The sequence below is a fragment of the Castellaniella sp. genome, from assembly GCF_047971665.1.
Taxonomy (GTDB): domain Bacteria; phylum Pseudomonadota; class Gammaproteobacteria; order Burkholderiales; family Burkholderiaceae_B; genus Castellaniella.
Genome location: NZ_JBKEAA010000020.1, coordinates 87795 through 113293, shown reverse-complemented (window position 1 = coordinate 113293; position 25499 = coordinate 87795). Strand labels below are relative to the sequence as shown.

The following is a 25499-nucleotide window of genomic DNA, read 5'->3' as shown; positions in this document are numbered from 1 at the left end:
GTTTCCGTGCGCCGGATCGCATCGCGCGACAATCCGGATTTTCGCGCCTGGCTGCGACTGGCCCAGGGACGGCCCGGCCGGCATGAGCGCCGGATCATGCTTGAAGGTGAACATCTGTGCCAGGCCTGGCTGGAACGCCACGGGCCGCCGCATGTTCTGGTGGCGGGCGAATCCGCGCTTGCGCTGGATTGGGTCGAGCCGATCTGGCGGACCTGCGCGCAGCGCCGTCGCGTGGTGCTGCAAGACGTGCTGGCCGTCGCCCTGTCTCAGGTCGGGCATGGCCCTGCGGTGTTCTTCATCGTGGAGCCGCCCGCACCGCAGCCGCCTGCGCGCATCGCTGCGGGCTGTTTGTGGCTGGATCGGGTTCAGGACCCGGGCAATCTGGGCACGTTGCTGCGGACAGCGGCAGCGGCGGGTCTGAAGCAGGCTTATCTGTCCGCAGGCTGCGCGGCTGCCTGGTCCCCCAAGGTGCTGCGCAGCGGCCAGGGGGCGCATTTCGCCCTGGACATCCATGAACACGCCGATCTCGCGGCGCTGACGCAACGGCTGGACATTCCGCTGGCCGCGACGACGCTGGAAAAGACCGGATCGTTGTATGCCAGAGATCTGCGTCAGCCCTGCGCCTGGCTGTTCGGCAACGAAGGGCGTGGCGTGGCGGCCGATCTGCTGGCGCGGGCCGACTGGCGGCTTCATATTCCGCAGGCCGCGTCGGTCGAATCCCTGAACGTCGCCGCCGCTGCCGCGATCTGCCTGTTCGAACAGCGGCGCCAGCAACAGATGCCGCCATGACCGCCATTGCAGGGCAGACGACGGCGGCCTCAGTAGCTCATGCGGTCCAGACCGACTTCGTCGAGGATCTTTGTGGAGATTTCCTCGATCGAGCGGGTGGTGGTGGACAGCCAGGGAATGTTTTCCATGCGCATCAGTCGTTCCGCGTCGGCGACTTCCTGGCGGCATTGTTTCAGTGAGGCATAGGTGCTGTTGGGCCGGCGTTCGTTGCGCACCTCGGCCAGCCGTTCGGGCTGGATCGACAGCCCGAACAGCTTGCGCCGGTAAGGCACCAGGGTGGCGGGCAGGGCGCCCTGGCCAAAATCCTCTGGAATCAATGGATAATTGGCGGCCTTGACCGCATATTGCATCGCCAGGTAGAGGCTGGTCGGTGTCTTGCCGCAGCGCGAGACGCCCACCAGGATGACGTCGGCCTGTTCCAGCCCCTGGATGTACTGTCCGTCGTCGTGCGCCAGGCTGAAATTGATGGCCTCGATCCGGTTGTTGTACTGCTTGCTCAGGCCGTTGGTATGTGATCGTCCGACGGAATGGCTGGCGGTCACGCCCAGGACGCCCTCCAGGTGGCGGACGAAAGAGCCGAACAGGTCCAGAAAGACACAGGGGGCCATGCGGATGCGGTCGGCGATTTCCGGCGCCACCAGGGTGCTGAACACCAGGGGAGGCGGGCCGCCCCGGTCGGCCTGCTGGGCGATGCGCCGGGCGGCGGCGTCGGCCTTTTCGACCGAATCGATGAAGGGCAGGCGCACGGACTGGAAAGCGATTGCCTCGAATTGGGAAAGCACCGCGTGGCTGAAGGTTTCCGCTGTGATTCCGGTGCTGTCGGAAACGATGAACACCGTGCGTTCGATAGAAGAGTCGGTCATGGATTGTTGAACCACCAAGCGTCAGAAACGGTACAATCCGCGAAGGTTACCAGTCACCTGAACCGGGGGCAAGGCTGGTTTGCCGGGCGCACGCGAACACGTCGCGCATGCGGGACGCTTGTCGCCGCATGGGGCGTACGCCAGGCAAACACGCTTTTTCTATCTCAAAGGTGACACCATGTCGTACGTTGTATCGTTCGAGCAGCTCCGCATGACGGATGTGGACTCGGTAGGAGGCAAGAACGCTTCTCTTGGGGAAATGATCAGTCAACTGGCCGATGCGGGGGTTCGCGTGCCGGGCGGTTTCGCGACCACGGCCGACGCCTTTCGCGATTTTCTCAAATCCACCGGGCTGGATGCCCGCATCAACGCGCGCCTCGAGGCGCTGAACGCCGAAGACGTGCGCGAACTGGCGGCAGCCGGCGCCGAAATCCGCCAATGGGTGATCGACACCCCGTTTCCGGCTGATTTCGAGCAGGCCATCCGTACGGCATTCTCCGCGCTGGACGCCGACGGCAAGGGCTCCTTTGCCGTGCGCTCGTCGGCCACGGCCGAGGATCTCCCCGATGCCTCTTTTGCGGGGCAGCAGGAGACCTACCTGAACGTGGAAGGGATCGACGACGTGCTGGACAAGATCCGCCACGTGTTCGCTTCGCTGTACAACGATCGCGCCATCTCCTATCGCGTGCACAAGGGCTATGCGCATGCCGAAGTCGCCCTGTCGGCCGGCATTCAGCGCATGGTGCGCTCGGACAAGGGCAGCGCGGGCGTGATGTTCACGCTGGATACGGAATCCGGCTTCAAGGATGTAGTGTTCATCACCTCGTCCTATGGCCTGGGCGAGACCGTCGTGCAGGGCGCCGTGAATCCGGACGAATTCTACGTCTTCAAGCCTACACTGGCGGCCGGCCACTATCCCGTCATCAGCCGGCGCATCGGCTCCAAGCTGATCAAGATGGAATTCGACGAGCAGCGCACCTCGGGCCACGCCGTGCGCACGGTCGAGGTACCCGCCTCGGAACGCAACCGCTACTCCCTGACCGATGAGGAAATCATCGAACTGGCCAGCTACGCCACCATCATCGAATCGCACTATCAGCGTCCGATGGACATCGAGTGGGGCCGCGACGGGGTGGATGGCAAGCTCTACATCCTGCAGGCCCGTCCGGAAACCGTCAAATCGCAACAGGGGCATCATGACGTCCAGGAACGCTATCGCCTGAAGGCCACTGGCGAGGTCCTGGTCACGGGCCGCGCCATCGGCCAGAAAATCGGCGCGGGCACGGTGCGTGTCGTGGCCGATGCCTCCGAAATGGACAAGGTCCGTCCCGGCGACATCCTGGTCACCGACATGACCGATCCCAACTGGGAACCCGTCATGAAGCTGGCCTCGGCCATCGTCACCAACCGGGGCGGGCGCACCTGTCATGCGGCCATCATCGCGCGCGAACTGGGTATTCCGGCCGTGGTCGGCTGCGCCGTCGCCACCGATGTGCTGGCCAACGGCCGCGAGGTCACCGTGTCCTGCGCCGAGGGCGACGAAGGCCGCATCTACGACGGTCTGATCGAGACCGAGATCGAGGAAGTCCGCTGGGGCCAGATGCCCGACATCGGCCTGAAGGTCATGATGAACGTCGGCAACCCGCAGCTGGCCTTCGATTTTTCGCAGATTCCCAATGGCGGCGTCGGCCTGGCGCGGCTGGAATTCATCATCAACAACAACATCAACGTCCATCCCAAGGCGATCCTGGACTACCCGAACGTCGATGGCGACCTGAAAAAGGCCGTCGAGTCCGCCGCCCGCGGCTATGCCAGCCCGCGCGCCTTCTTCGTCGAAAAACTGGCCGAAGGCATTGCCACCATCGGCGCGGCCTTCTATCCCAAGCCCGTGATCGTGCGCCTGTCGGACTTCAAGTCCAACGAATACCGCAAGCTGGTGGGCGGTTCGCGCTACGAGCCCGAGGAAGAAAACCCGATGCTCGGTTTCCGGGGCGCGTCGCGCTACATCTCCGAGGACTTTGCCGAATGCTTCCGCATGGAATGCGAGGCGCTCAAAAAAGTCCGCGATGAGATGGGGCTGACCAACGTCGAAATCATGGTGCCTTTCGTGCGCACGCTCAGCCAGGCTGAACGCGTGATCGATCTGCTGGCTTCGCATGGCCTGAAACGCGGCGAGAACGGCCTGCGTCTGGTCATGATGTGCGAGGTGCCGACCAATGCCATCCTGGCCGATGAGTTCCTGCAGTATTTCGATGGCTTCTCGATCGGCTCGAACGACATGACCCAGCTCACCCTGGGCCTGGACCGGGATTCGGGCATGGAGCTCCTGGCAGCCGATTTCGACGAACGCGATCCCGCCGTGCAGTTCATGCTGCGCCGCGCGATCCAGGCGTGCCTCAAGGCCGGCAAGTACGTCGGTATCTGCGGCCAGGGCCCCAGCGACCATCCGGATCTGGCGCAATGGCTGCGTGACGAAGGCATTCTGTCCATGTCTCTGAACCCGGATACGGTGGTCGAGACCTGGCAGCGCCTGGCCGACACCAAGGTCGTCGCCTGACGGACATGCCGTTTCATGCCCTGATTTCGTCTCCTCTGGGGCCGATCCTTCTGGCCTCGGACGAGGCCAGTCTGCAAGGGCTGTATTTCACCGACCAGCGGGACCTGCCCCGGGTGCCCGGGGTGGAGGCCGCCGTGGCGGTGATCTCCGATCCCTCGGCGGGCAGCCGGGCAGGGCGGGAGATTCGCACCTTCAAGGCCGTGCGCGCGTCATCGGCGGGCGAAAGCGGGGATCTGTTCACGAACGGTCCTGCGTCCGCCCGGACCGGCGCGCCCGGGCAAAGCGGCGCTGGCATGGCCGCGCCGCCGGGCCGCGAGGTCCGGACAGAGGCGGCGCCGTTGCAACTGCTGCAGGCAAACACCCCGGCCCAGGCTGTCGCGGTGCTGGAACAGACCCGGCACGAACTGCATGAATACTGGCAAGGCCGGCGCGGAGTCTTCGAGATGCCGCTGGCGCCTCAAGGGACAGCCTTTCAACGCCGGGTCTGGCAGGCGCTGCTGGCCATCCCTTGCGGCGAGACTCTGTCCTACGGCGAGCTGGCCAGCCGGGCCGGTCTGGGCGCCGGGCATGGCCGCGCGGTCGGCACGGCCGTGGGCAGCAATCCCATCAGCATCATCATTCCCTGCCATCGCATTCTGGCCCGCAATGGCACCCTGAATGGCTATGGGGGCGGCCTGGCCCGCAAGGTGCGCCTGCTCGAGATCGAGGGTTTTGTGATTCGCTGACGAGTGATGCCGCGCGCCCGGCGGGCGTTCAATCCCCCTTGCGATTGCGGGTGTCGTGCTTCATCAGCCGTTCTTTCTCGCGCGCCCAGTCTTTGTCGCGCTGGGTGTCGCGCTTGTCGTGCAGTTTCTTGCCGCGTCCCAGGCCGAAATCCAGCTTGATGCGCCCGCCCTTGTAGTGCAGGTTCAGTGGCACCAGGGCGTAGCCGCGCTGTTCGACCTTGCCGATCAGCTTGCTGATTTCCTGGGCGTGCAGCAGCAGCTTGCGCGTGCGGGTGGCGTTGGGATGGATATGCGTCGAGGCGGTGGGAAGCGGGCTGATGTGCATGCCCAGGATCCACAGGGCGCCATCACGCACGATCACGTAGCTTTCCTTGAGCTGGACATGACCGGCGCGGATGGCCTTGACCTCCCAGCCTTCCAGCACCAATCCGGCCTCGAAGCGTTCCTCGATGAAATAATCGTGGGTGGCTTTGCGATTTTCGACAATACTCATGAGGGTCCGAACAAGACTGGAACTGAAAAAGGGGCGGGGGCCATCGGCTCGCGGCGTCGGTCGCCCGGCCACGAAAGCCGGAGCGATTTGGCACCGATCAAGGCCCGGCGCGCTTGCGCTGATAAAATCCCTGCATTCTAGCCCAATAGATTGCCTTGCCGATGCCCTCGATCCAGCGCTGCGTCCTCGTTCCTTTCAGTTGCGAACAGATGTTCGACCTGGTGGCCGATGTGAAGCGTTATCCCGAATTCATGCCCTGGTGTGGTGGTTCTCAGGTGCAATGGCGCAATGAACAGGGCATGCAGGCAACGGTGAAGATCCATTTTGCCGGGATCCGCCAGAGTTTTACCACGCGCAACGATCACGAATACCCGGGCAAGATCGTCTTTCACCTGGTGGATGGCCCGTTTTCCAGCCTGACCGGCCATTGGGCCTTTCAGGCGCTGGGCGACGAGGGCTGCAAGATAATCTACACCATGGAATACGCCTTTTCCAGCCGGGCGCTGTCGGCGGTGGTCGGGCCGGTCTTCAACCGGATCGCCACCAGCTTCATCGACTCCTTCACCCAGCGCGCCCATGCCATTTACGGAGCCTGAATTGCGGGTGCATGTCGCCTTTGCCGCGCCCACCGTCCTGTGGCGGCGGACCTTGGAGGTGCCCGAGGGGACGACCGTCGGTCAGGTGCTGGCCCTGAGCGGGTTCGGCGCCGAATTTCCCGAATTCACGGATCATCCGCCCGCGATGGGCGTGTACGGCGAGCGCTGTGATGAACGCCGGGTGCTGCGCGCGGAGGATCGCGTGGAACTCTACCGCCCGCTGGTGTTCGACCCGCTGGAGTCGCGCCGCAGACGCGTGCGGCATCGGCGCGATGCGGGGCGGTAGGCCGTCCGGGCGGATTGTCGTGTGCGCGACAGCCGCGCGACAAAGGCTGCGCTAAGGTAGGCGGGCCGCATGATCTCGGCGCTCGACCCCCGAAAACAGGTTCGGGTCTCAAGGGGGCCGGCCGTTAAAGTGCTACAGTAATCCAGCGGCGCATCGGCCGGTTCCCACCCGAACCCGGTCCCGTCGGGCGGCGCCACGAGCATGCCGCGACAGCCCCATACAAAATCCGGAGACACGCACCATGGATTTTCGCCTCTCAGAGGAACAACAGGCCTTTGCACAGGCCGCCCGCGAATTCGCCCGGGGAGAAATGGCCCCGTACGCAGCGCAGTGGGACGAGGAACACATCTTTCCCCGTGAGGCCTTCGCCAAGGCCGGTGAGCTCGGGTTCTGCGCCATGTACGCGCCGGAATCCATCGGCGGCCTGGGCCTGCCGCGTCTGGACGCCACGCTGGTATTCGAGGAAATGGCCGCCGTCGATCCCTCGACCACGGCCTTCATCACCATTCACAACATGGCGACCTGGATGATCGGCACCTGGGCGCAGCCCGCCGTGCGCGATCATTGGGGGCCGCTGCTGGCCAGCGGTGAAAAACTCGCCTCGTATTGCCTGACCGAGCCCGGCGCGGGCTCGGATGCCGCCTCGCTGACGACCAGCGCTCGGCGTGAGGGTGATCATTACGTGCTCAACGGCGCCAAGGCGTTTATCTCGGGAGCGGGCGACACCGACATCCTGGTGGTCATGGCCCGCACCGGCGGTGAGGGCGCGCGCGGCATCTCCGCCCTGGTCGTGCCGGCCGACAGCGCCGGCATCACCTATGGCCGCAAGGAAAACAAAATGGGCTGGAACAGCCAGTCCACCCGGCCGATCACGTTCGAGAATGTGCAGGTGCCGGTGGAAAACCGCCTGGGCGAAGAAGGCGAGGGCTTCCGGTTCGCCATGAAGGGCCTGGACGGCGGGCGCATCAACATCGCCACCTGCTCGGTCGGCGCGGCCCAGGGGGCCTACGAAGCCGCGCGCCGCTACATGGGCGAGCGGCGCCAGTTCGGCCGCGCACTGGCGGATTTTCAGGCGTTGCAATTCAAGCTTGCCGACCTGCTGGCCAATATCGTCGCGTCGCGGCAGATGGTGCGGCTGGCCGCCTGCAAGCTCGACGAGGGCGATCCGCAGGCCACTGCGTATTGCGCGATGGCCAAGCGTCTGGCCACGGACCTGTGCTTCCAGTCCTGCCTGGACGCGCAGCAGATCCATGGCGGCTATGGCTACCTCAAGGACTATCCGCTCGAACGGCTGGTGCGCGACACCCGCGTCCATCAGATCCTGGAGGGCACCAATGAAATCATGCGTCTGATCGTGGCGCGCCACATTCTCTCCCAGGAGGTCGACCTGCGATGAGCGCGTCCGCCATTCCCGAAACCATCCCGCAGGATCCGGTGCTGTTCCATGAGATCCCCGGCCGGGAAGGCCGGCGCATCGGCGTCGCCATGCTGAACAGCCCCCAGACGCTCAACGGTCTGTCCCTGCCCATGTGCCGGCTGCTGGACGCCCGTCTGCGGGCCTGGGCGGCGGACGACGGCATCGTGGCCGTGGTGCTCAAGGGCGCGGGCGAAAAGGCCTTTTGCGCCGGCGGCGACCTGCACGCGCTGCAACGCGCCATGCTCGACAGTCCCGCGGGAGACGCCTGGGCCAATGCGCCGGCCCGCGAATTCTTCGAAACCGAATACCGGCTGGATCATCGCATCCACTGCTATGCCAAGCCCGTGCTGTGCTGGGCGAGCGGTTTCGTGATGGGCGGCGGCGTCGGGCTGATGATGGGCGCCAGCCATCGGATCGTCACCGGCGCGACGCGCTTTGCCATGCCCGAGGTCACCATCGGCCTGTATCCCGATGTGGCGGGCACCTGGATGCTCAGCCGTCTGCCGCGCGGAATCGGCACCTTCCTGGCGTTTACCGGCGCGCAACTGGGGGCGGGCGACTGCCTGCACTATGGTCTGGCCGACCGGTTCTGCGATGCCGCCGGGCTCGATGACGTGCTGGCCGCGCTGACCGCCACCGACTGGTCGGCCGACCCGTCGCGTCACGCGGCCCAGGTGGATGCCGCGCTCGATGTCTGCCAGGCGCCGACGCCGGAACCCGGACCGTTGCAGCGTCACGCGGACATCATCCGCCAGGCCTGCGGTCGCGCCGATTTTCTCGAGATCGCCGCGGCGATCGAGGTCTGGAGAAATCATCCGGACCCCTGGCTGGCCCGGGCTGCATCGACCTTTCTGGCAGGCTCTCCGGGCTCGGCCCGCCTCAGTCATACGCTGCTGGCGCGTGCCCGGCATCAATCGCTGGCGGAAACCTTCCGGATGGAATTCATGGCCTCGCTGCATTGCTGCGCCGAGCCCGATTTCCGCGAAGGCATCCGGGCGCTTTTGATCGACAAGGACAAATCCCCGCACTGGAACCCGGCCACGCGCGAACAGGCGACGGCGGATTGGGCGCAGCGCTTTCTGGTCCCCCTGGGACCGGACGATCGCCCCCATCCGCTGGCGGACCTGGGCGCCTGATTCCGATCCCGTTCGGGCCGATCGGGGCGATTTCAGGGGCATCACGACAAGCATTCCACGCATCATCACAGGAGACACGCATGAGCAGCACCATTGGATTCATCGGACTGGGCCACATGGGAGGCCCGATGGCACAGAACCTGCTGAAGGCAGGCCACAAGCTTCAGGTCTTCGATCTGGTTCCGCAAGCCGTCCAGACGCTGGTCCAGGCTGGTGCGGCGGCAGTCGCCTCGGCCGCCGAGGCCGTGACCGATGCCGATCTGGTCGTCACCATGCTGCCGGCAAGCCGTCATGTCGAAGGGCTGTATCTGGGCGACGAGGGCCTGCTGGCGTCCATCGCCAAGGGCACGCTGGTGCTGGAGTGCAGCACCATCGCGCCCGAGTCGGCCCGCAAGGTCTCGGCCGCCGCTGCGCAGCGCGGCATCCGCATGCTGGACGCACCGGTGTCCGGCGGGACCGGCGGCGCCGTGGCCGGGACGCTGACCTTCATCGTCGGCGGCGCGGCCGACGACCTGGCGGCGGCGCAACCCTATCTGCAGGTCATGGGCAAGAACATCTTCCACGCCGGCGATGCGGGCGCGGGGCAGGTCGCCAAGATCTGCAACAACATGCTGCTGGGCATTCTCATGGCCGGCACGGCCGAGGCGCTGGCCCTGGGCGTGGCCAACGGGCTGGATCCCAAAACGCTGTCGGACATCATCGCCAAGAGCTCCGGCCGCAACTGGGCGACCGAACTGTACAACCCCTGGCCCGGCGTGATGGAGAATGCCCCGGCATCCAAGGACTATACCGGCGGTTTCGGCGTGGACCTGATGCTCAAGGACCTGGGCCTGGCAGCCGAAGCCTCCATGCAGGCCCGCGCCACCACGCCGCTGGGCGAACTGGCGCGCAACCTGTATGCGTTGCACAGCACGCAAGGGCACGGAAAACTGGACTTCTCCAGCATCCTGAAGCTCTATCATCAGTCCCGCTGAACGCGGAGACTGCGCCGGAGGCAGGGCGGGGCGCTCAGGTCATCGCGGCCTGCACACGCCGGAGGGCGCCCGCGTCCGGCGGCAGACCGCGAGTCGGCGTCAGGCGGCGCCCACAGGCGGGCGCATGTCCAGCATGACGCCTTCGGGCGCACCGACGGCATAACGCATGGTCGGCCAGTCGGTCAGGGTGATTTCAGCGGCCAGATGCAGCCAGCCCTGATGGACGGCTGATTCGATGATCCGGCCGACCGGACGGCCTGCCTCGCCGCCGGCCGCATACAGATCCGACGCGAGGGGTGAAGCGGACGCACCCGATTCCCAGCGGGCGGCGCCATACGCCATGCGGCGCTTGACCGTGCCCCGATAATGACTGCGGGCGATGACTTCCTGGCCTGGGTAGCAGCCTTTGGCAAAATCGATGGTGCCGTTCAGATCCATGTCCAGGGACACCGGCAGGAACAGATCCCGCGCGGCCGCCCGGATCAGCGGCCAGCCGCCGGCCAGCCGCAGGGCGGCCCAGGCCGGTTCGCCATCCGCCGCGAGAACATCCGCGCTGTCCCCGGCGAGGCGCCAGGCGGCCGGCTGCCCGGGCCGGGACATCGGCGCCACGATCCAGTCCGCCCCTTTGATCGAGGCGCGCGTCCAGGCCGGCAGCGCATGCAATGCCTCTGGCACGATGTCGGTGCCGACCGCACCCTGGGGCCGCCATGCGTCGTCCAGATCGAGCGTCACCCGGGCGCGCAACACGAACATGCGCAGGCGCTTGATCAGGTCGGCGGCCAGATCGCGGGACACCATCCAGACGAACTGATCATCCTGGGCGCGCCACAGCACGCCATTGGCCAGCAGGCGTCCCTGGGCAGTGCAATACGCAGCCGGCGCCGCCTGATCGGATGCCAGCCCGGTGACGCCATGGGTCAATTGCCCATGCAGGAACGAGGGGGCATCGGGGCCCTGTACCCGCACCAGCGCATGAGACGGCAAGGGGTGAAATCCGTGGGGGGAAAGACCTTCCATGGTGAATCCGCAAATGTCCAAAACGATCGATCAGCGCCATGATAGCGCGGAGGGTGGACTCTGATGGCGAGTATGACTGCGCCCGATGTGGGAACCGGAGGCCGGACGTCGGACAGGACGGACGCCTGTTCGCCGGACGGGATGCGGTGCTATTCGTCGGACGGGACGGGTTCCTGGTCGCCAGACGAGATCGGCGCCTGATCGCAGGACAGGATCCGACCCAGTTCGTGAGCGGCCTGACGCATCAAGCAGGCTTTTCCCCTCAGATCCTCGAGCGAGACCTGGGCCGTCGGCGCATGGCATGCCAGCGCGGCGATCATCTTGCCGGCCTGATCCCGGATCGGGACTGCGACCGCCACCATGCCGATGATGAACTCCTCGTCATCGATCCCCATTTCCTGTTCGCGGATGGGCTGGAGCGCCAATAACAAGGTCTCGGGCCGGGTGAAGGTCTTGGGCGTCATGCGCGGCAGGTCCAGTCTGTCCAGCAGGGCTCGCTGTTCCGTGGACCGCATCAGGGCCATGAACAGCTTGCCGCTGGCGGTGCAATGCAACGGTACATGCGAGCCGATTTCCATGTGCAATTGCAGTCGCAGGTGCCCCGGGCTTTCCACGCGCGCCAGATATTGGACGGTATCGCCCGACAGGGTGTTCAGGTTGCACGTCTCGCCCGTGATCTCGACCAGCCGGCTCAACACGGCACGGCAGGCCCGCAGCAACTGCGGCGCCCGCAGAATCGCCAGACCGAGCTCATGGGTCCGCGCGCCGGTCACGTAGCCGCCCCGGCCCGGCAGGCGGGTCACATAGGAGGCGCGTTCCATTTCGTTGAGCGCGCGCAACAGGCTGGATTTGGGCAGGCCGGTACGCCGGGCCAGTTGGGTCAGAGTCTGCGGCAGGGTGGCCGCCGACAGTTTCTCAAGAATCCGCAATACGCGCAGCGCGCGCTCATCGAACGTATTCATGGGCATGGAGGGCCATTCGGTCAAGGCAATTGAAACCATCATGACACATTCTGTGCCACAGGTGGAATTCATAGTATTAACCCGGTAGTGATGCGCGAGGCCTCCGAGCACACTGTCAAAAAAATAAAAATGAACGCCACCAAGTCCAGAGACAGGAGACGTCAGCGTATGAGCGAGGCTGTGGATTACATCATCGTGGGGGCAGGATCGGCAGGCTGCGTGCTGGCCAACCGGTTGAGCGAAAACGGTCGATACCGTGTCTGCCTGCTCGAAGCTGGTCCGCCGGACTCCAATCCCTGGATCCACATTCCGATCGGCTACGGCAAGACGATGTTCGACAAGCGTGTGAACTGGGGCTTCTACACCGATCCCGAGCCCAACATGCTGGGCCGCAGGATCTACTGGCCCAGAGGCAAGACGCTGGGGGGCAGCAGCTCGATCAATGGTCTGATCTACATCCGCGGACAGCAACAGGACTATGACCACTGGGCAGCGCTGGGGAACCCGGGGTGGAGCTGGGCGGAATGCCTGCCTTATTTCCGCCGGCTCGAGCGCAATGATCTGGGTCCGGGCCCCACGCGCGGCACCGACGGTCCGCTGTATGCGTCATCGATCCGGGCCCGGCATGAACTGGTCGAAGCGTTCATCCAATCGGCCGAGACCCATGGCATTGCCAGGACGGATGACTTCAATACCGGCATGCAGGAAGGCGTCGGCTATTACCAGCTCACGACGCATGGCGGGTGGCGCTGCTCCGCGGCCGTGGCTTACCTCAAGCCGGCCCGGCGCCGACCGAATCTCGAGGTCGTCACCCGCGCCCAGGTGACCCGGGTCATCATGGAGGGCCGCTGCGCCCGCGCCGTCGAATACCGCATCGGAGATCAGGTGCGGACCCTGCGCGCCCGCAAGGAAATCATTCTGTGCGCAGGCGCCTTGCTGTCGCCCCAGCTGCTGCAGCTCTCCGGGATCGGTCCGGCCAGCCTGCTGCGGCGCTTCGATACACCGGTGGTCCGGGATCTGCCGGGCGTCGGCGAGAACCTCCAGGATCACCTGCAGCTGCGCCTGATCTACGAGGTCACCAAGCCGATCACCAACAATGATCAATTGCGCAGTCTCTGGGGGCGGGCCCGGATGGGGCTGCAATGGCTGCTGATGCGCAGCGGTCCGCTGGCCATCGGGATCAATCAGGGGGCGTTGTTCTGCCGGGTGCTGCCTGAATCGGACCGGCCCGACATCCAGTTCCATCTGGGAACGCTGTCGGCCGATCTGGCCGGCGCCAAGGTGCATGATTTTTCCGGCTGCACGTATTCCGTCTGCCAGTTGCGGCCCGAGTCTCGCGGGCATGTGCGGATCCAGTCGCCCGATCCGCTGCAGCCCCCGTCGATGCAGCCGAACTATCTGGATGCCGATCTCGACCGGCGCACCGCGATCGCGGCCGTGCGGTTCGCCCGTCGCCTCGCGGATACGGCACCGCTCAAAGGCCTGATGAAGCGCGAGTACCGGCCCGGGCGGGATGCCGAGAGCGACAGCGAGATCCTGCATTTCTGCCGCGAGCATGGCGCAACCATCTTTCACCCGACCGGCACGGCCAGAATGGGCCCGCGCGCCGACCCCATGGCCGTCGTCGATCCTCGCATGAAGGTCCACGGCATCGACCAGCTGCGGGTGGTGGACGGTTCGGTCATGCCCACGCTGGTGTCGGGCAACACGAATGTTCCCATCATCATGATGGCCGAACGCGCGGCGGAATTCATTCTCGCTGATGCCGTCCAGCCGCCGACGGCGCAGGAACTCGCCGCCTGACCGCAAGGAGCCCAGACCCATGGACCATGACAGAGAACCTTCTCCCGGATTGTGCAGGTTGCTCGCCGTGCTGGAATACCCCGCGCAGTTGATCGGCAATCTGGCGGCCTGGCTGCTTTTGCCCTTGACGGGGGCGCTGGTCTACGAGGTGGTGTCCCGCTACCTCTTCAACAACCCCACCATCTGGGCCTACGACATGACCTACATGCTTTCCAGCGCGGTTTTCATGCTGGGGGCGGCCTACGCCTTGCAGAAAGGCAGCCATGTCCGGGCGGATTTTCTGCTGGCCATGCTCAAGCCGCGTTGGCAGGCCTTGCTCGATGCCGCGATGTACCTCGTGCTGTATTTCCCCGCCATGATCCTGTTTTTCGTGGTCAGTCTGCGGTTTGCCCGCCAATCCTGGATGCAGCATGAGCTCTATCCGCAAAGCCCGTGGATGCCGCCGATCTATCCGCTCAAGGCGGTGATTCCCCTGACGATCCTGTTGTTGCTGCTGCAGGGGGTGGCCGAGCTGATCAAGGTCGGCTGGGTCATCCGGCACAACACCGCCTTCAAGCCGGAGGAGCCCGCATCATGAGCAATCCCGTTCTCGGTCTCCTCTCTTTGCTGGTCGCCGTGGTGGGGGTGCTCACCGGGTTCCCCATGGCCTTCGTGTTCGTTTTCGTGGCCTTGCTGTTCGGCTTCGCGGCCATCGGTCAGCAGGTCTTCCATCTGCTGACCTATCAGTTCTTTTCCCTGATGACCAGCGTCGAGCTGGCCGCCATCCCGTTGTTCCTGTTCATGGGTTACATCCTCGATCAGTCGGGACTGATGGACCGCATGTTCCGCGCGCTGCAGATCATGCTGGGCAAGTACAAAGGCTCGCTCTATGTCATCGTGCTGGCGACGGCCACGCTGTTTGCCGCGGCCACCGGCATCGTCGGCGCGTCGGTGACCGTCCTGGGCGTGATGGCCGCGCCCATGCTGATCCGCAGCGGATACGATACCCGCCTGTCAGCGGGGGTGATTGCGGCGGGCGGCACACTCGGCATCCTGATTCCGCCGAGCGTGATGCTGATCGTCATGGGGCCGCTGGTCGGGATTCCCGTGTCCACGCTGTTTGCCGCCGCGGTCGTGCCCGGCCTGATGCTCTCGGGTGTCTATCTCCTCTATACCGTCATCCGCTGTCAGCTCAATCCCCGGCTGGGCCCGCCGATCGCCTATGAGGGACCGACACTGAGCGCACTCGAAAAGATGCGCGAGTTGTTCATCGGCGTGATTCCCATCACGGTCATCATTCTGGCCACGCTGGGGCTCATCGTCGGGGGCGTGACCACGCCCACCGACGCCGCGGCCACCGGCGCCTTTGCGGCGCTGGCGCTGACCGGTCTCTATCGACGCCTGAGCTGGAAGGCGCTCGGGGTCGCCGTCATCAAGACGATGGAGGTCAGCGCCTTCATCATGTTCCTGATCGGCGCGGCCAATTTCTTTGGCGCGGTCTTTGCCCGCCTGGGAAGCGGACGGCTGATCACCGAGATTCTGACCTCTCTGCCGGTCTCGCCGATGATCATGCTGGGGCTGATGCTGCTGCTGATTTTCCTGCTGGGCGGGCCGCTGGAGTGGATCCCCATCGTCCTGGTGGTCGTCCCCATCCTGTTGCCGGTCGTGCACAGCCTGGATTTCGACATTCTCTGGTTCAGCATCCTCGTCGCCGTCACCTTGCAGACCTCATGGCTGACGCCGCCTTTGGCTTTGTCCTCCTATTTTCTCAAGGGTGTCGTCCCGCAGTGGAGCATGAAAGACATCTACCTGGGGATGATTCAGTTCGTCGGGCTGCAGGGACTGGTCATCCTGATCCTCATCAAGTTCCCGGTCCTGGTCCATTGGTTGCCGCGCATGGCGGGGCTGGAGGATTGATGCAACCACTTCACGGAGGGCAAGCCATGGCGTGACCCAGGTTGTCAGTTCCATTACGACTCAAGGAGACCATCATGATTCGTGCTTTCAACGCGAAATTCGCTGGAATGCTGTGCCTCTCGGCCGGCCTGCTGATGAGCGCACCGGCCATGACCCGGGCGGCCGAGCAGCAGACTTATCAATTTTCCATCCAGACCGCAGTGCCCAATGCCAGCCTGTACTTCAAGCTGCTGGAACAGTTTTCCAGGCAGGTCGATCTCATGTCCGGTGGCCGTCTCAAGATCGAGGTGCTGGCGGCCGGCGCCGTCGTCGGGCCTTTCGAGATCCTGGATGCGGTCAGCAATGACGTCGTCAAGGCGGGTTATGTCTGGCCCAACTATTTCTCTGGCAAGAATTCCGCATTCGTGCTGTTTTCCAATGCGCCCGCCAGCACGGGGCTGGATCAGACCAGCATGGTCGCGTGGTACTACAGGGGAGGAGGGGAGCAGCTCTACAAAGAGCTCCTGGAGGACGTGATGCACTACAACGTCAGGGCCTTCCTGATGCAGCCCATGGGGCCCGATCCGCTGGGCTGGTTCAAGAAACCGATCAAGGACGTCAACGAATTCAAGAGCTTCAAGTACCGTTCTCCTCCAGGCATTCCGGGTGAAACCTATCAGGGCATGGGGGTGTCGTCAGTGGGCGTGCCAGGGGGCGACATCGTGCCTTCGGCCCAGCGGGGCGTCATCGACGCCGCCGAATGGATCGGACCGGCGGACGACCGCAATCTGGGTCTGCAGAAAATCTGGAAATACTATTATCTGCAAGGGCTGCATCAGCAGACCGACATCGGACAGATCTTCATCAACGGGGATTTCTGGGAATCGCTGCCCGACGATCTCAAGGAAATCATCCGGATTGCCGCCAAGGCGAACATCGCCGATACACTGGATGCCAATGTCTATGACAATGCCGTGGCGCTGCGCGAATTCATGGACAAGGAAGGCGTGAAGGTGCTGGATACACCCCCCGACTACTACACGCGCTTCATCGAGGAGGAACGCAAGGTGACGGCCAAATACGCGGCGGCCAATCCCTTTTTCAAGAAAGTCCTGGATTCCCAGAGTGACTTCGCGAAGATGGTCTTTCCGTACCGGTCGCGCATCCTGACGCTGTACGACAACATGGTCAAGACCGCCAACGAGCAAAAGCCTTGATGGCCTGCGCGAAGCAGATTGTCTGATGGGCGAGGGGACCGGTGGGTCCCCTTCATTTTCCTGGTCAAAAACTCTGAAATCGGTACAATATGTTCCTGTTATCGAGATAATAGAGTCCTGTCTCCATGTCCTCCGTCGAACTTGCCCCCGTCCCGACCAAACTCGATGGCGATACGCCCGCCATCCGTCTGTTTGCGCTCCTGGAAGTGATCGCCGAAAAGGACCAGTATTTTTCGCTCCAGAGTCTGGTGGAAGAGCTGGGACTGCCCAAGCCCACCTTGCACCGCATGCTGCAGCAACTCGACAGCGCCGGCATGATCCAGCGCGACGGCGACGGGCGTCATTACAGTACGGGCGTGCGTCTGCGCCGGATCGCCGAAAACCTGCTGTTGAACAATACCGTGCACGGCGCTCGCCGCAACGTCCTGCGCACGCTGGTGTCCGAGGTCGGCGAAAGCTGCAACATCACCAGTTGCGCCAGCAGCGAGGTGCTGTATCTGGATCGGGTGGAAACCCCCGCGCCGCTGCGTTTCTATCTGCATCCGGGCTCGCGGGTGCCGCTGCATTGCTCGGCCAGCGGCAAACTCTTTCTGACGCAAATGACGGCCTCGCAGCGCAAGCGCCTGCTGGTGCCGGGCTCCTTGGAAAAATACACCGAAAAAACCCTCACGGATCCGCAAGCGCTGGAGGCCGAATTGCAGCGGGCGTCCGAGGACGGCTACGCCATGGACAATGAGGAATTCCTGCCGGGCCTGACCTGCATCGCCATGCTGGTGCCGGTGCCGGCCGGAAAGTCCAATCTGGGGATCGCCATCCAGGCGCCGACGCTGCGGTTCCAGACGCACCGCATCGAAGCCTGTCTGCCGGCCTTGTGCCGCGCCGCACAGGCCCTGGCAGACATCGAGGCCGGCAGCTACCCTGAGCGCGTCAGCGCCAGACAGCGGGCCTCGTGATGAAAAAACCGGTGGAAACGGATCTGGACACGACCCGCCTGTCCGTGCGCGACACGTTTGGCCTCGACAGTGAACTGGAGGTCATGGCGTTTGCGGAACCGGACGAGCATGTTCCTGAGATCGATCCCAACTATTGTTTCGATCCCGATGTCACGCTGGCGATTCTGGCCGGATTTGCCTGCAATCGCCGGGTCTTGATCCAGGGCATGCACGGCACGGGCAAATCCACTCATGTCGAGCAGGTGGCGGCGCGTTTGAACTGGCCCTGCATCCGAGTCAATCTGGACGGTCACATCAGCCGCCTGGATCTGGTCGGGCGCGATGCCATCGTGCTGCGCGATGGCAGCCAGATCACCGAATTCAAGGAAGGCATCCTGCCCTGGGCGCTGCAGCGGCCCATGGCGCTGGTGCTGGATGAATACGATGCCGGACGGCCAGAGGTGATGTTTGTCCTGCAACGCATCCTGGAGCGGGATGGCCGCTTCACGCTGCTGGACCAGAACCGGGTCATGACGCCGCATTCGGGGTTCCGCCTGTTCGCCACCGCCAACAGTGTCGGGCTGGGCGATGCCAGCGGCCTGTATTACGGTGTCCAGCGGCTCAATCATGCGCAACTGGATCGCTGGAATATCGTGGCCTCTCTGAACTATCTCGGCCCCGAGGCCGAGATCGAGATCGTGGCCGCCCAGGTGCCCGAACTCGATCACCCCGAAGGGCGTCGCCTGATCGCGGCTATGGTGGAAGTCGCCACCCTGACGCGTGCCGGTTTCCAGAGCGGCGATCTGTCCGCGCTGATGTCGCCGCGGACCTTGATTTCCTGGGCCGAGAACCTGCGTATTTTCAAGTCCACCGAACGCGCCTTCCGCTATGCGTTCCTGAACAAGTGCGACGCGTCGGAACAGGCGCTCGTGGCGGAATACTATCAGCGCTGTTTCGATACCGAACCGGGGATGACCAGCACTGGCCCGGCTGCCGGGCATGGCCACGCCTGATCTCGGCGACTGGACCCGGCGCCATGTACTGGAAGCCCGGGCCGCCGCGACAGTCCGGGCGCTGACCCGGCAGCCACGGGTGCATTTCGAGGCCGGCCACCCCTGGAACGGCGACCGTCCGCTGCCCCATGGCGCTCCGCATCTGCAGACGCAGCCGGGACTGGATGATGCGCCGGCCTACCGTGCGCTGGCCGATGCGCTGGCCTTGCGCCTGCTGGAATCCGATCCCCGCACGCACCTGGCGCATTGTCCGGCTCAGGACCCGGTGGCCACGCTGATTTTCGAATGGCTGGAGCAGTGGCGCGTCGAGGCGTTGGCGCCCGAGCGGTGGCCTGGCATGCGCGCCAATCTGCACCGGCGCTTCGAACAATGGCTGTTTCTGTTCGAAGGTTCCGGTCTGATCGAAACCCGCACGGGCCAGCATCTGTTCTGCCTCGCCCTGATGGCCCGCAGCCGGCTGCTGGATCAGCCGATTCCGCCGCGCCAGGAAGATCTGATCGAATCCGCCCATTACCGGATGGGATCGTTGCTGGCCGATCCGCTGGCGCGTTTGCGCCGCCTGCGCGAGGATCAGGCCGCCTACGCGCCTGTCGCGGCGGAATTGTCCGTGCGCCTGGCCAGGTGGTTTCAGGACCTGATCGGCACGGGTAAAAAACGCGCGCCCAAGCGCCATCTGGATTTTTCCGTCGCGCTGTTGCCGCCGCAAGGCGATGACGAAGCGGTGAGCGCTCAGGGGCCGGGCAGCCTGTCCGCGTCAGGCGCTGCCGGCGCCGCCTATGCTGTCTGGTCCCGCCGCTACGATCAGGTCGTGCCGGCCTGCGATCTGGTGCGTCCGGCCTTGCTGGCGGAATACCGTCAGCGTCTCGACGAGGAAATCGCCCGGCTACCCTGGTCCTTGTCCCGTCTGGTGCATGTCCTGCGGCAACGGCTGTGCCGGCCCCGGCCCGACGGCCACCTGTTTGGCCAGGATGAAGGTCTGATCGACGGCAGGCGTCTGGCGCAATTGATCAGCTCTCCCAATGATCATCGACTGTTTTTCCGTGAACGCGATGAACCCGTGGCGCAAGCCCGTCTTGCGCTGTTGCTGGACTGTTCCGGATCGATGCGGCATCACGGGCCGCGCCTGGCGCTGCTGATGGATCTGCTGGCGCGCGTGTTCGGACGCGCCGACGTGCCTTTCGAGCTGTTGGGTTTCACGACGGGCGCCTGGAATGGCGGCCGACCAGCCCGCGCCTGGCAAGCCGCAGGCCGCAGGCCCGCTCATCCCGGCCGGCTCAATGAATCGCAGCATCTGGTTTTCTGGTCGCAGGACATGCCGCGCCATCAGGGCCGGCTGAACCTGACCGCCGTCATGAAACCGGAGTTGTTTCGTGAAGGCATCGATGGCGAAGCCGTGCAATGGGCCTGCGAACGGCTGCTGAGCGGATCAGACGTGCAGCGCAAGATCCTGTGGGTCGTGTCTGACGGCGGCCCGATGGACAGCGCCACCATGCTGGCCAATCCGCCTGGATTCCTCGATGCCCATTTGCGGCAAATGGTCCGGCACTACACGCATGAACGCGGTGTCGAAATCCTGGCGATCGGCGTGAATCAGGATCTGAGCGGTTATTACCCTCATTCGATCGGCGCCGATCTGGAAGGCGGTGTGACCATGCAGATGCTGCTGTCCCTGATCCACACGCTTGCACCGCGCCGTCCGGGACACGGCGGATAAGACTGCAGAGAGCCACGGAGCGCATGCCCGTGCAGGCTTGAGGCAAGAGGTTGCGTCCAGGCTCGGGCGAGAGGAGGCGCTCAGGTTCGAAGGAGGGGCTGCGCCCGGGTTCGGGGAGGGGAGTTGCGCTCGGATTCGGGGAGGGGGCCATGCCCCTCAGCGCGCGCTGGCCGCTTGCGCGACGGTGACGGCGATCACCTGATGGATGTCGTCCGCCGAGCAGCCCCGCGACAGGTCGTTGGCCGGCTTGTTCAGCCCTTGAAGAATCGGTCCCAGCGCAGTGGCATGCCCCAGGCGTTCAACCAGTTTGTAGCCGATATTGCCCGCATCCAGGCTGGGAAAGACGAGCACGTTGGCCCGCCCGGCGACGGGAGATTGCGCCCACTTGCGATGGGCGACTTCCGGCACGATTGCGGTATCGAGCTGCATTTCGCCGTCGATGAGCAGATCCGGCGCCTGCTGCCGGGCCAATTCCATGGCCTCGCGGATTCTGTCGATCTGTTTGTGGGCGGCGCTGCCGTGCGTGGAAAAAGACAGCATGGCCACGCGTGGCTCGATGCCCAGCAGCGCCTGGGTGCTGCGCGCCGATGCCAGCGCGATTTCGGCCAGCTCGTGACTGCTGGGTTCGATCACCAGCCCGCAATCCGAAAAGACCATGGTGTGCCCTCCGGTCGGGAAGGGCTCGTCGCGCATCATGATGAAAAAGCTGGAAATGGTTTGTGTGCCGGGCTGCCTGCCGATGACCTGGATGGCGGTCCGTACGACATCCGCCGTGGTGTGCACCGCGCCGGCGACAGAGCCGTCCGCCTGTCCGAGCCGCACCATCAGCGCGGCAAAGACCAGCGGCTGGTGGACGATCTGACTGGCCTGTTCCGGTGTCATGCCGCGCGCGCGGCGCAGCGACAGCAGTTCCTCGGTAAAGGCATCCAGCCAGCCAGTGTCGTCGGGCCGGATGCAGTGAACGCCGGGAATGTCCTGGGCCGATTCCAGCAGAAAGACCTCGGCGATGCCGTCGGCGGCCGCCTGGCGGGCCGCCGACTGCACACGTGGATCCGCCCCTTCGCACAGGACGATCCGCTTCGGGTTGCGCCGGGCGGCCTCCAACAGCATGTCCTGTGCGCGCATGGGCGTCTCCTCGGGGCTCTGGACTCAGGTGTAGTCGCGATACTTTTCCAGCAGACGCACGGGCTTGGACAGCGCGTCGCGGCGGAATGGATCGCCCAGTTCGCGGGTGCACATGATTTCGATCACGGTGGTCTTGCGATCGTTCATTTGCGCATCGATGGCTTTTTTCAGCGCGGGCCCCACGTCCTCGAGGCGGTCGACCACGATGCCCTCGGCGCCCATGGCCTTGGCAATGCCGGCAAAGCTTTCGCTTTCCAGTTCGCCCGCCACGAAGCGGCGGTTGTAGAAGTCCACCTGATTCTTTTTCTCGGCGCCCCACTGACGGTTGTGGAACACCACGGCCGTCACCGGGATGTCATGGCGCACGCAGGTCATGATCTCGCTCATGCTCATGCCCCATGCGCCGTCACCGGCATAGGACACCGCCGGCCGATGCGGGGCGGCGACCTTGGCGCCGATGATCGTGGGGAAGGCATAGCCGCAATTGCCCCAGCTCATGGCGGCAAAGAAGCTGCGCGGCTTCTCGAAACGCAGGTAGCTGTTGGCCACGGAATTGATATTGCCGATGTCGGTCGACACCATGACGTCTTCGGGCATGGCCTTTTCGAGTTCGCGCAGCACCTGGCGCGGATGCAGCCAGCTGCCGTTTTCCTTGCTCTGTTCGTCGATCATGTCCAGGCTGAACGGATCGCGCTCGTGGGTCCAGTCCGTAAGCTCTTTTTCCCAGGCGTCCTTTTCGGCCTTGATGCGGGCGGCGCGCTCGGCCTTGGTGGCATCGCACGCCAGCGTCATGCCATCGATTCGACGGGAAATTTCTGCCGCGGAAGCCTTGGCGTCACCGCAGACTCCCACAGTGATTTTCTTCACCAGGCCCAGCATCTTGCTGTCGGCATCGACCTGGATGATCTTGGCGTTCTTGGGCCAGTAGTCCAGACCGTGCTGGGGCAGCGTGCCGAAGGGGCCGAGCCGTGTGCCCAGGGCCAGCACCACATCGGCGTCGGCCAGCAGTTTCATGGCCGCCTTGGAACCCTGATAGCCCAGGGGGCCGCACCACAACGAGTGGCTGGCCGGAAAGGAATCGTTGTGCAGGTAGCTGTTGACCACCGGGGCGCCAAGGCGCTCGGCCAGCGCCTTGCACTCCTCGACCGCGTCGCTCATGACGACGCCGCCGCCGGAGATGATGACCGGGAACTTGGCCCGGGCCAGCAGCTTGGCCGCTTCATCCAGGCTGTGCGCACCGCCCGGGCCGCGATCCAGCGGCTGGGGCAGAGGGATTTCGCATTTGATCTTGCCGTAGAAATAGTCGCGCGGGATATTGAGCTGGGTCGGCCCCATCTCATCCTGGGCGCGGGCAAAACAGCGGGCCGTGTATTCCGCCATGCGGGCGGGGTGCGTGACATGCCCCTGGTATTTGGTGAATTCCTGGAACATCGGCAACTGCTTGGCTTCCTGGAAGCCGCCCAGGCCGATCCCTGTCGTGCCGGCTTCGGGAGTGACGATGACCACGGGCGTGTGTGCCCAATAAGCGGCGGCGATCGCGGTGACGCAGTTGCTGATACCGGGGCCGTTCTGCCCGATCACGACACCCGTGCGGCCGCTGACGCGGGCGAAGCCATCCGCCATGTGCGCGGCGCCTTGTTCGTGAACCACCGGAATCAGCTTGATGCCTGCCGGAGCGAAGATATCCATGGCATCCATGAATGCCGAACCCATGATGCCGAAAATTTCGGTGACGCCGTTGGCGACCATCGTTTCGACGAAAGCCTCCGATGGGGTCATTTCCTGGACGCCTTGAACGACTTGGCGGGTATCGTTTGCCATCGTGTATCTCCTGGTGCGGTCTGCGGATGGCCGTTTTGATCGGCCTGCTTATTTCGAATATCGAGATGAATCATCTCAATATCGTGTGATTTGAATTCTACAGAGCCTTTTTCAATTGTCAACATAAATCTCTGAATCTGGAACCATGCATCTCGAATAATCAGACTGAAGCGAAGGGGCCAGAAGGTCGATCTGGTGCCAGCGAAACGTATTCACTGGTCCTAGACCAGCCCTGGGCGTTCTCCTAATGTATGAACATCCGTGAGCCGGTCCCGAGAGGCGGGCCGGCACGACATGATGAGGAGACCCCATGACACAGGATCAGTTGCTTTCCACCCTCGAGGCGTTTGGCGAGGCCTGGAACCGGCATGACATCGACGCGCTGATGGCCTGCATGCACGATGCGTGCGTTTTCGAAGGTGTGGCGGGTCCGCTGGCCTGCGGTGTGCGTCACGAAGGCCCGGCCGCCGTGCGCAAGGCCTTCGAGGCCGCCTGGCTGAACATCCCCGACGCGGCCTGGCGCAATGCCCGCTGCTGGGTGTCCGGCGATCGGGGGGTCATGGAATCGACATTCACCGGCACGAATGCCGATGGCACCCGGATCGAAGCCGACATGGTGGATCTGCTGACCTTCAAGGACGGCAAGATCCTGATCAAGAACGCGTTTCGCAAGCAACGCCCCGCGCTGCCCGCACAAGGCTGAACCGATCGTCGGACTTCCACCCGTCCACAGGAAACATCATGGCCACTTTGACTTCAGCATTACCGCGTGACGCGCAGGCAGCCCGGACCACGGGTGCGCCGCATGCGACCAATCCCTATGACCCGCTCTATGATCCGCTGGTTTCGCCAGCGGGCCGCAACCAGGGTTACGCGCCGACTTATTGGGTTGACACGGCCGGAGAGCCGCCGCCCGACGACGGCCCGGTCACTCAGGACATGGAGACGGATGTGGTGGTGATCGGCTCCGGTTTCACGGGGCTGGTGACCGCATTGAACCTGGCCGAGGAGCATGGTGTCATCCCCATCGTTCTGGAGGCCAATCAAGAATCCTGGGGGTGCACCAGCCGCAATGGCGGGCAAGGGCAGAACGCTTCCGGCCGCCTGTACCGCACGCAATGGATCGAGCGCTGGGGACTGGAGACGGCCAAACGCCTGGATCGCGAGATCCACGAAGGATTCGACTACTGGAAAAGCCTGGTGGCGCGTTTTCCGTGCGATGCCCAGCACACAGGTCATATCTATACGGCGCATCGTCCCAAAAAAGTGGCCTTCCTGGAAAACCTGGCCCGCGTCATGCGTGAGCAGTTCGGCTACCAGACCGAAATGCTGACCCGTGACGAGCTCTGGGAACGCTTTGCCATGGACCGCGAGGCGGCTGGCGCGATGTACGAGCCCGAGGGGGTCGGCATCCACCCTCTGAAACTGGCATTCGGTTATTTGCGCCGCCTGCGCGAACTGGGCGTCAAGATCCATACCGGCAGTCCGGTCCTGGGCTGGGAAACCATCGGCGGCATTCATCATCTGCGCACGCCTGGCGGCATCGTCCGGGCCCGGCGTGTGGCCGTGGCCACGGGCGGCTATACGCCCCAGGGTCTGCATCCGCTGCTCAACAACAAGATCATGCCGATCCTGTCGAACTCGATCGTGACGCGTCCGCTGACCGACGCGGAAAGAGAGGCGGCCGGTCTCAGGAACACGACGTTCCTCACGGATACGCGGACATTGCGTTTCTACTACCGTCTGCTGCCTGATGGCGCGATGCAGATCGGCAGCCGCAGCGCGCTGACGGGCGCGGACGCAAAGAATCCCAAACACCTCGAGTTGCTCAAGAACGGTCTGGTACGCAAGTTCCCGGCCCTCAAGGATGTCCCCATCCAGTATTCCTGGTGGGGCTGGGTGGATGTCAGCCACGACATGATGCCGCGCATCACGCAGCCGGACCCTGGCCAGAACATCTTTTACGCGATCGGTTACGGCGGCAACGGCGTGGCCTTTTCAGCCCAGGCCGGCCGGCGTCTGGCGCAGCGTGTGGTCGGCAAGTCCGGGCCCCAATGGGAATTGCCGATCTACAATTCACCGCTCAACGGCCACCTGTTCGCGCCTTTCCGGCGACTGGGGCAGGCGATGCTCTACAAATACTACTACCTGCGCGACGAAGTGCTCTGAGCGGGGATGCCCGGA

General features: G+C 64.2%; 23 protein-coding genes. 17 read left to right on the top strand and 6 right to left on the bottom strand.

Going from position 1 to position 25499, the window contains the following annotated elements; all coding sequences use genetic code 11:
• Positions 1 to 6: 6 nt before the first annotated feature.
• On the top strand, positions 7 to 789 hold the full coding sequence (locus ACK5JE_RS08785; RefSeq protein WP_416801419.1) for a TrmH family RNA methyltransferase: 783 nt from the start codon (positions 7 to 9) through the stop codon (positions 787 to 789).
• A 29-nt stretch (positions 790 to 818) separates the two neighbouring features.
• On the opposite strand, the gene ACK5JE_RS08780 is transcribed toward ACK5JE_RS08785, so the two are convergent.
• Positions 819 to 1652 (bottom strand): pyruvate, water dikinase regulatory protein, encoded by an 834-nt coding sequence (locus ACK5JE_RS08780; protein ID WP_416801316.1) that lies wholly within the window; start codon positions 1650 to 1652, stop codon positions 819 to 821.
• A gap of 178 nt (positions 1653 to 1830) precedes the next feature.
• Here ACK5JE_RS08780 and ppsA point away from each other — a divergent pair, with 178 nt between their 5' ends.
• Positions 1831 to 4209, top strand: coding sequence for a phosphoenolpyruvate synthase (gene ppsA, locus ACK5JE_RS08775; RefSeq protein WP_416801315.1), 2379 nt, complete (start codon positions 1831 to 1833; stop codon positions 4207 to 4209).
• 5 nt (positions 4210 to 4214) lie between these two features.
• A complete protein-coding gene (locus tag ACK5JE_RS08770) occupies positions 4215 to 4934 on the top strand; it encodes a methylated-DNA--[protein]-cysteine S-methyltransferase (protein ID WP_416801314.1) in 720 nt (239 codons plus the stop codon).
• Between the two features lie 28 nt (positions 4935 to 4962).
• On the opposite strand, the gene smpB is transcribed toward ACK5JE_RS08770, so the two are convergent.
• Entirely contained in the window at positions 4963 to 5427 is a 465-nt protein-coding gene (gene smpB, locus ACK5JE_RS08765) for an SsrA-binding protein SmpB (RefSeq protein WP_416801313.1), read from the bottom strand.
• A 161-nt stretch (positions 5428 to 5588) separates the two neighbouring features.
• Here smpB and ACK5JE_RS08760 point away from each other — a divergent pair, with 161 nt between their 5' ends.
• The 5 genes from ACK5JE_RS08760 (at position 5589) to mmsB (ending at position 9836) form a co-directional block, all read left to right on the top strand.
• Positions 5589 to 6023, top strand: a complete 435-nt coding sequence (locus ACK5JE_RS08760; RefSeq protein ID WP_416801312.1) for a type II toxin-antitoxin system RatA family toxin — start codon at positions 5589 to 5591, stop codon at positions 6021 to 6023.
• Positions 6004 to 6309: an RnfH family protein gene (locus ACK5JE_RS08755; protein WP_416801311.1), complete on the top strand. Its 306-nt coding sequence runs from the start codon at positions 6004 to 6006 to the stop codon at positions 6307 to 6309. Before ACK5JE_RS08760 ends, ACK5JE_RS08755 begins: the two co-directional genes overlap by 20 nt.
• 241 nt (positions 6310 to 6550) lie before the next feature.
• Complete coding sequence (locus ACK5JE_RS08750; RefSeq protein ID WP_416801310.1) at positions 6551 to 7705, top strand: acyl-CoA dehydrogenase family protein; 1155 nt, start codon at positions 6551 to 6553, stop codon at positions 7703 to 7705.
• On the top strand, positions 7702 to 8862 hold the full coding sequence (locus ACK5JE_RS08745) for an enoyl-CoA hydratase/isomerase family protein (RefSeq protein ID WP_416801309.1): 1161 nt from the start codon (positions 7702 to 7704) through the stop codon (positions 8860 to 8862). The genes ACK5JE_RS08750 and ACK5JE_RS08745 overlap by 4 nt, the downstream gene beginning before the upstream one ends.
• 80 nt (positions 8863 to 8942) lie before the next feature.
• On the top strand, positions 8943 to 9836 hold the full coding sequence (mmsB, locus tag ACK5JE_RS08740) for a 3-hydroxyisobutyrate dehydrogenase (protein WP_416801308.1): 894 nt from the start codon (positions 8943 to 8945) through the stop codon (positions 9834 to 9836).
• A gap of 99 nt (positions 9837 to 9935) precedes the next feature.
• On the opposite strand, the gene ACK5JE_RS08735 is transcribed toward mmsB, so the two are convergent.
• Positions 9936 to 10853 (bottom strand): YgfZ/GcvT domain-containing protein, encoded by a 918-nt coding sequence (locus tag ACK5JE_RS08735; RefSeq protein ID WP_416801307.1) that lies wholly within the window; start codon positions 10851 to 10853, stop codon positions 9936 to 9938.
• Positions 10854 to 11002: 149 nt separating this feature from the next.
• Complete coding sequence (locus ACK5JE_RS08730; RefSeq protein ID WP_416801306.1) at positions 11003 to 11857, bottom strand: IclR family transcriptional regulator; 855 nt, start codon at positions 11855 to 11857, stop codon at positions 11003 to 11005.
• Between the two features lie 126 nt (positions 11858 to 11983).
• Here ACK5JE_RS08730 and ACK5JE_RS08725 point away from each other — a divergent pair, with 126 nt between their 5' ends.
• From ACK5JE_RS08725 to ACK5JE_RS08695, 7 genes are all read left to right on the top strand, one after another.
• Positions 11984 to 13618: a GMC family oxidoreductase gene (locus ACK5JE_RS08725; protein ID WP_416801305.1), complete on the top strand. Its 1635-nt coding sequence runs from the start codon at positions 11984 to 11986 to the stop codon at positions 13616 to 13618.
• Between the two features lie 19 nt (positions 13619 to 13637).
• Complete coding sequence (locus ACK5JE_RS08720; protein WP_416801304.1) at positions 13638 to 14195, top strand: TRAP transporter small permease subunit; 558 nt, start codon at positions 13638 to 13640, stop codon at positions 14193 to 14195.
• Positions 14192 to 15514, top strand: a complete 1323-nt coding sequence (locus ACK5JE_RS08715; protein ID WP_416801303.1) for a TRAP transporter large permease — start codon at positions 14192 to 14194, stop codon at positions 15512 to 15514. Before ACK5JE_RS08720 ends, ACK5JE_RS08715 begins: the two co-directional genes overlap by 4 nt.
• A gap of 74 nt (positions 15515 to 15588) precedes the next feature.
• Positions 15589 to 16710, top strand: a complete 1122-nt coding sequence (locus tag ACK5JE_RS08710; RefSeq protein ID WP_416801302.1) for a TRAP transporter substrate-binding protein — start codon at positions 15589 to 15591, stop codon at positions 16708 to 16710.
• Between the two features lie 125 nt (positions 16711 to 16835).
• Positions 16836 to 17663, top strand: coding sequence for an IclR family transcriptional regulator (locus tag ACK5JE_RS08705; protein WP_416801301.1), 828 nt, complete (start codon positions 16836 to 16838; stop codon positions 17661 to 17663).
• 11 nt (positions 17664 to 17674) lie between these two features.
• Entirely contained in the window at positions 17675 to 18655 is a 981-nt protein-coding gene (locus ACK5JE_RS08700; protein WP_416801300.1) for an AAA family ATPase, read from the top strand.
• Complete coding sequence (locus ACK5JE_RS08695) at positions 18642 to 20369, top strand: cobaltochelatase CobT-related protein (RefSeq protein WP_416801299.1); 1728 nt, start codon at positions 18642 to 18644, stop codon at positions 20367 to 20369. Before ACK5JE_RS08700 ends, ACK5JE_RS08695 begins: the two co-directional genes overlap by 14 nt.
• 156 nt (positions 20370 to 20525) lie before the next feature.
• Here ACK5JE_RS08695 and pta read toward each other — a convergent pair whose 3' ends face one another.
• Positions 20526 to 21494 carry a phosphate acetyltransferase gene (gene pta, locus ACK5JE_RS08690; protein ID WP_416801298.1) on the bottom strand — a complete coding sequence of 323 codons (969 nt, stop codon included), beginning with the start codon at positions 21492 to 21494 and terminating at the stop codon, positions 20526 to 20528.
• Between the two features lie 24 nt (positions 21495 to 21518).
• Positions 21519 to 23315, bottom strand: coding sequence for a sulfoacetaldehyde acetyltransferase (gene xsc / locus ACK5JE_RS08685; protein ID WP_416801297.1), 1797 nt, complete (start codon positions 23313 to 23315; stop codon positions 21519 to 21521).
• Positions 23316 to 23625: 310 nt separating this feature from the next.
• On the opposite strand from xsc, the gene ACK5JE_RS08680 reads away from it, so the two are divergent.
• Both ACK5JE_RS08680 and ACK5JE_RS08675 read left to right on the top strand, forming a co-directional pair.
• Positions 23626 to 24018: a nuclear transport factor 2 family protein gene (locus ACK5JE_RS08680; RefSeq protein ID WP_416801296.1), complete on the top strand. Its 393-nt coding sequence runs from the start codon at positions 23626 to 23628 to the stop codon at positions 24016 to 24018.
• 38 nt (positions 24019 to 24056) lie between these two features.
• A complete protein-coding gene (locus ACK5JE_RS08675; RefSeq protein ID WP_416801295.1) occupies positions 24057 to 25484 on the top strand; it encodes an NAD(P)/FAD-dependent oxidoreductase in 1428 nt (475 codons plus the stop codon).
• Positions 25485 to 25499: the final 15 nt, after the last annotated feature.

Excerpts from the sequence above, each read along its gene's own strand:
- ACK5JE_RS08780 (WP_416801316.1), bottom strand. The coding sequence starts at position 1,652 with ATGACCGACTCTTCTATCGAACGCACGGTGTTCATCGTTTCCGACAGC.
- ppsA (WP_416801315.1), top strand. The coding sequence starts at position 1,831 with ATGTCGTACGTTGTATCGTTCGAGCAGCTCCGCATGACGGATGTGGAC.
- ACK5JE_RS08770 (WP_416801314.1), top strand. The coding sequence starts at position 4,215 with ATGCCGTTTCATGCCCTGATTTCGTCTCCTCTGGGGCCGATCCTTCTG.
- smpB (WP_416801313.1), bottom strand. The coding sequence starts at position 5,427 with ATGAGTATTGTCGAAAATCGCAAAGCCACCCACGATTATTTCATCGAG.
- ACK5JE_RS08760 (WP_416801312.1), top strand. The coding sequence starts at position 5,589 with ATGCCCTCGATCCAGCGCTGCGTCCTCGTTCCTTTCAGTTGCGAACAG.
- ACK5JE_RS08755 (WP_416801311.1), top strand. The coding sequence starts at position 6,004 with ATGCCATTTACGGAGCCTGAATTGCGGGTGCATGTCGCCTTTGCCGCG.
- ACK5JE_RS08750 (WP_416801310.1), top strand. The coding sequence starts at position 6,551 with ATGGATTTTCGCCTCTCAGAGGAACAACAGGCCTTTGCACAGGCCGCC.
- ACK5JE_RS08745 (WP_416801309.1), top strand. The coding sequence starts at position 7,702 with ATGAGCGCGTCCGCCATTCCCGAAACCATCCCGCAGGATCCGGTGCTG.
- mmsB (WP_416801308.1), top strand. The coding sequence starts at position 8,943 with ATGAGCAGCACCATTGGATTCATCGGACTGGGCCACATGGGAGGCCCG.
- ACK5JE_RS08735 (WP_416801307.1), bottom strand. The coding sequence starts at position 10,853 with ATGGAAGGTCTTTCCCCCCACGGATTTCACCCCTTGCCGTCTCATGCG.
- ACK5JE_RS08730 (WP_416801306.1), bottom strand. The coding sequence starts at position 11,857 with ATGATGGTTTCAATTGCCTTGACCGAATGGCCCTCCATGCCCATGAAT.
- ACK5JE_RS08725 (WP_416801305.1), top strand. The coding sequence starts at position 11,984 with ATGAGCGAGGCTGTGGATTACATCATCGTGGGGGCAGGATCGGCAGGC.
- ACK5JE_RS08720 (WP_416801304.1), top strand. The coding sequence starts at position 13,638 with ATGGACCATGACAGAGAACCTTCTCCCGGATTGTGCAGGTTGCTCGCC.
- ACK5JE_RS08715 (WP_416801303.1), top strand. The coding sequence starts at position 14,192 with ATGAGCAATCCCGTTCTCGGTCTCCTCTCTTTGCTGGTCGCCGTGGTG.
- ACK5JE_RS08710 (WP_416801302.1), top strand. The coding sequence starts at position 15,589 with ATGATTCGTGCTTTCAACGCGAAATTCGCTGGAATGCTGTGCCTCTCG.
- ACK5JE_RS08705 (WP_416801301.1), top strand. The coding sequence starts at position 16,836 with ATGTCCTCCGTCGAACTTGCCCCCGTCCCGACCAAACTCGATGGCGAT.
- ACK5JE_RS08695 (WP_416801299.1), top strand. The coding sequence starts at position 18,642 with ATGGCCACGCCTGATCTCGGCGACTGGACCCGGCGCCATGTACTGGAA.
- pta (WP_416801298.1), bottom strand. The coding sequence starts at position 21,494 with ATGCGCGCACAGGACATGCTGTTGGAGGCCGCCCGGCGCAACCCGAAG.
- xsc (WP_416801297.1), bottom strand. The coding sequence starts at position 23,315 with ATGGCAAACGATACCCGCCAAGTCGTTCAAGGCGTCCAGGAAATGACC.
- ACK5JE_RS08680 (WP_416801296.1), top strand. The coding sequence starts at position 23,626 with ATGACACAGGATCAGTTGCTTTCCACCCTCGAGGCGTTTGGCGAGGCC.
- ACK5JE_RS08675 (WP_416801295.1), top strand. The coding sequence starts at position 24,057 with ATGGCCACTTTGACTTCAGCATTACCGCGTGACGCGCAGGCAGCCCGG.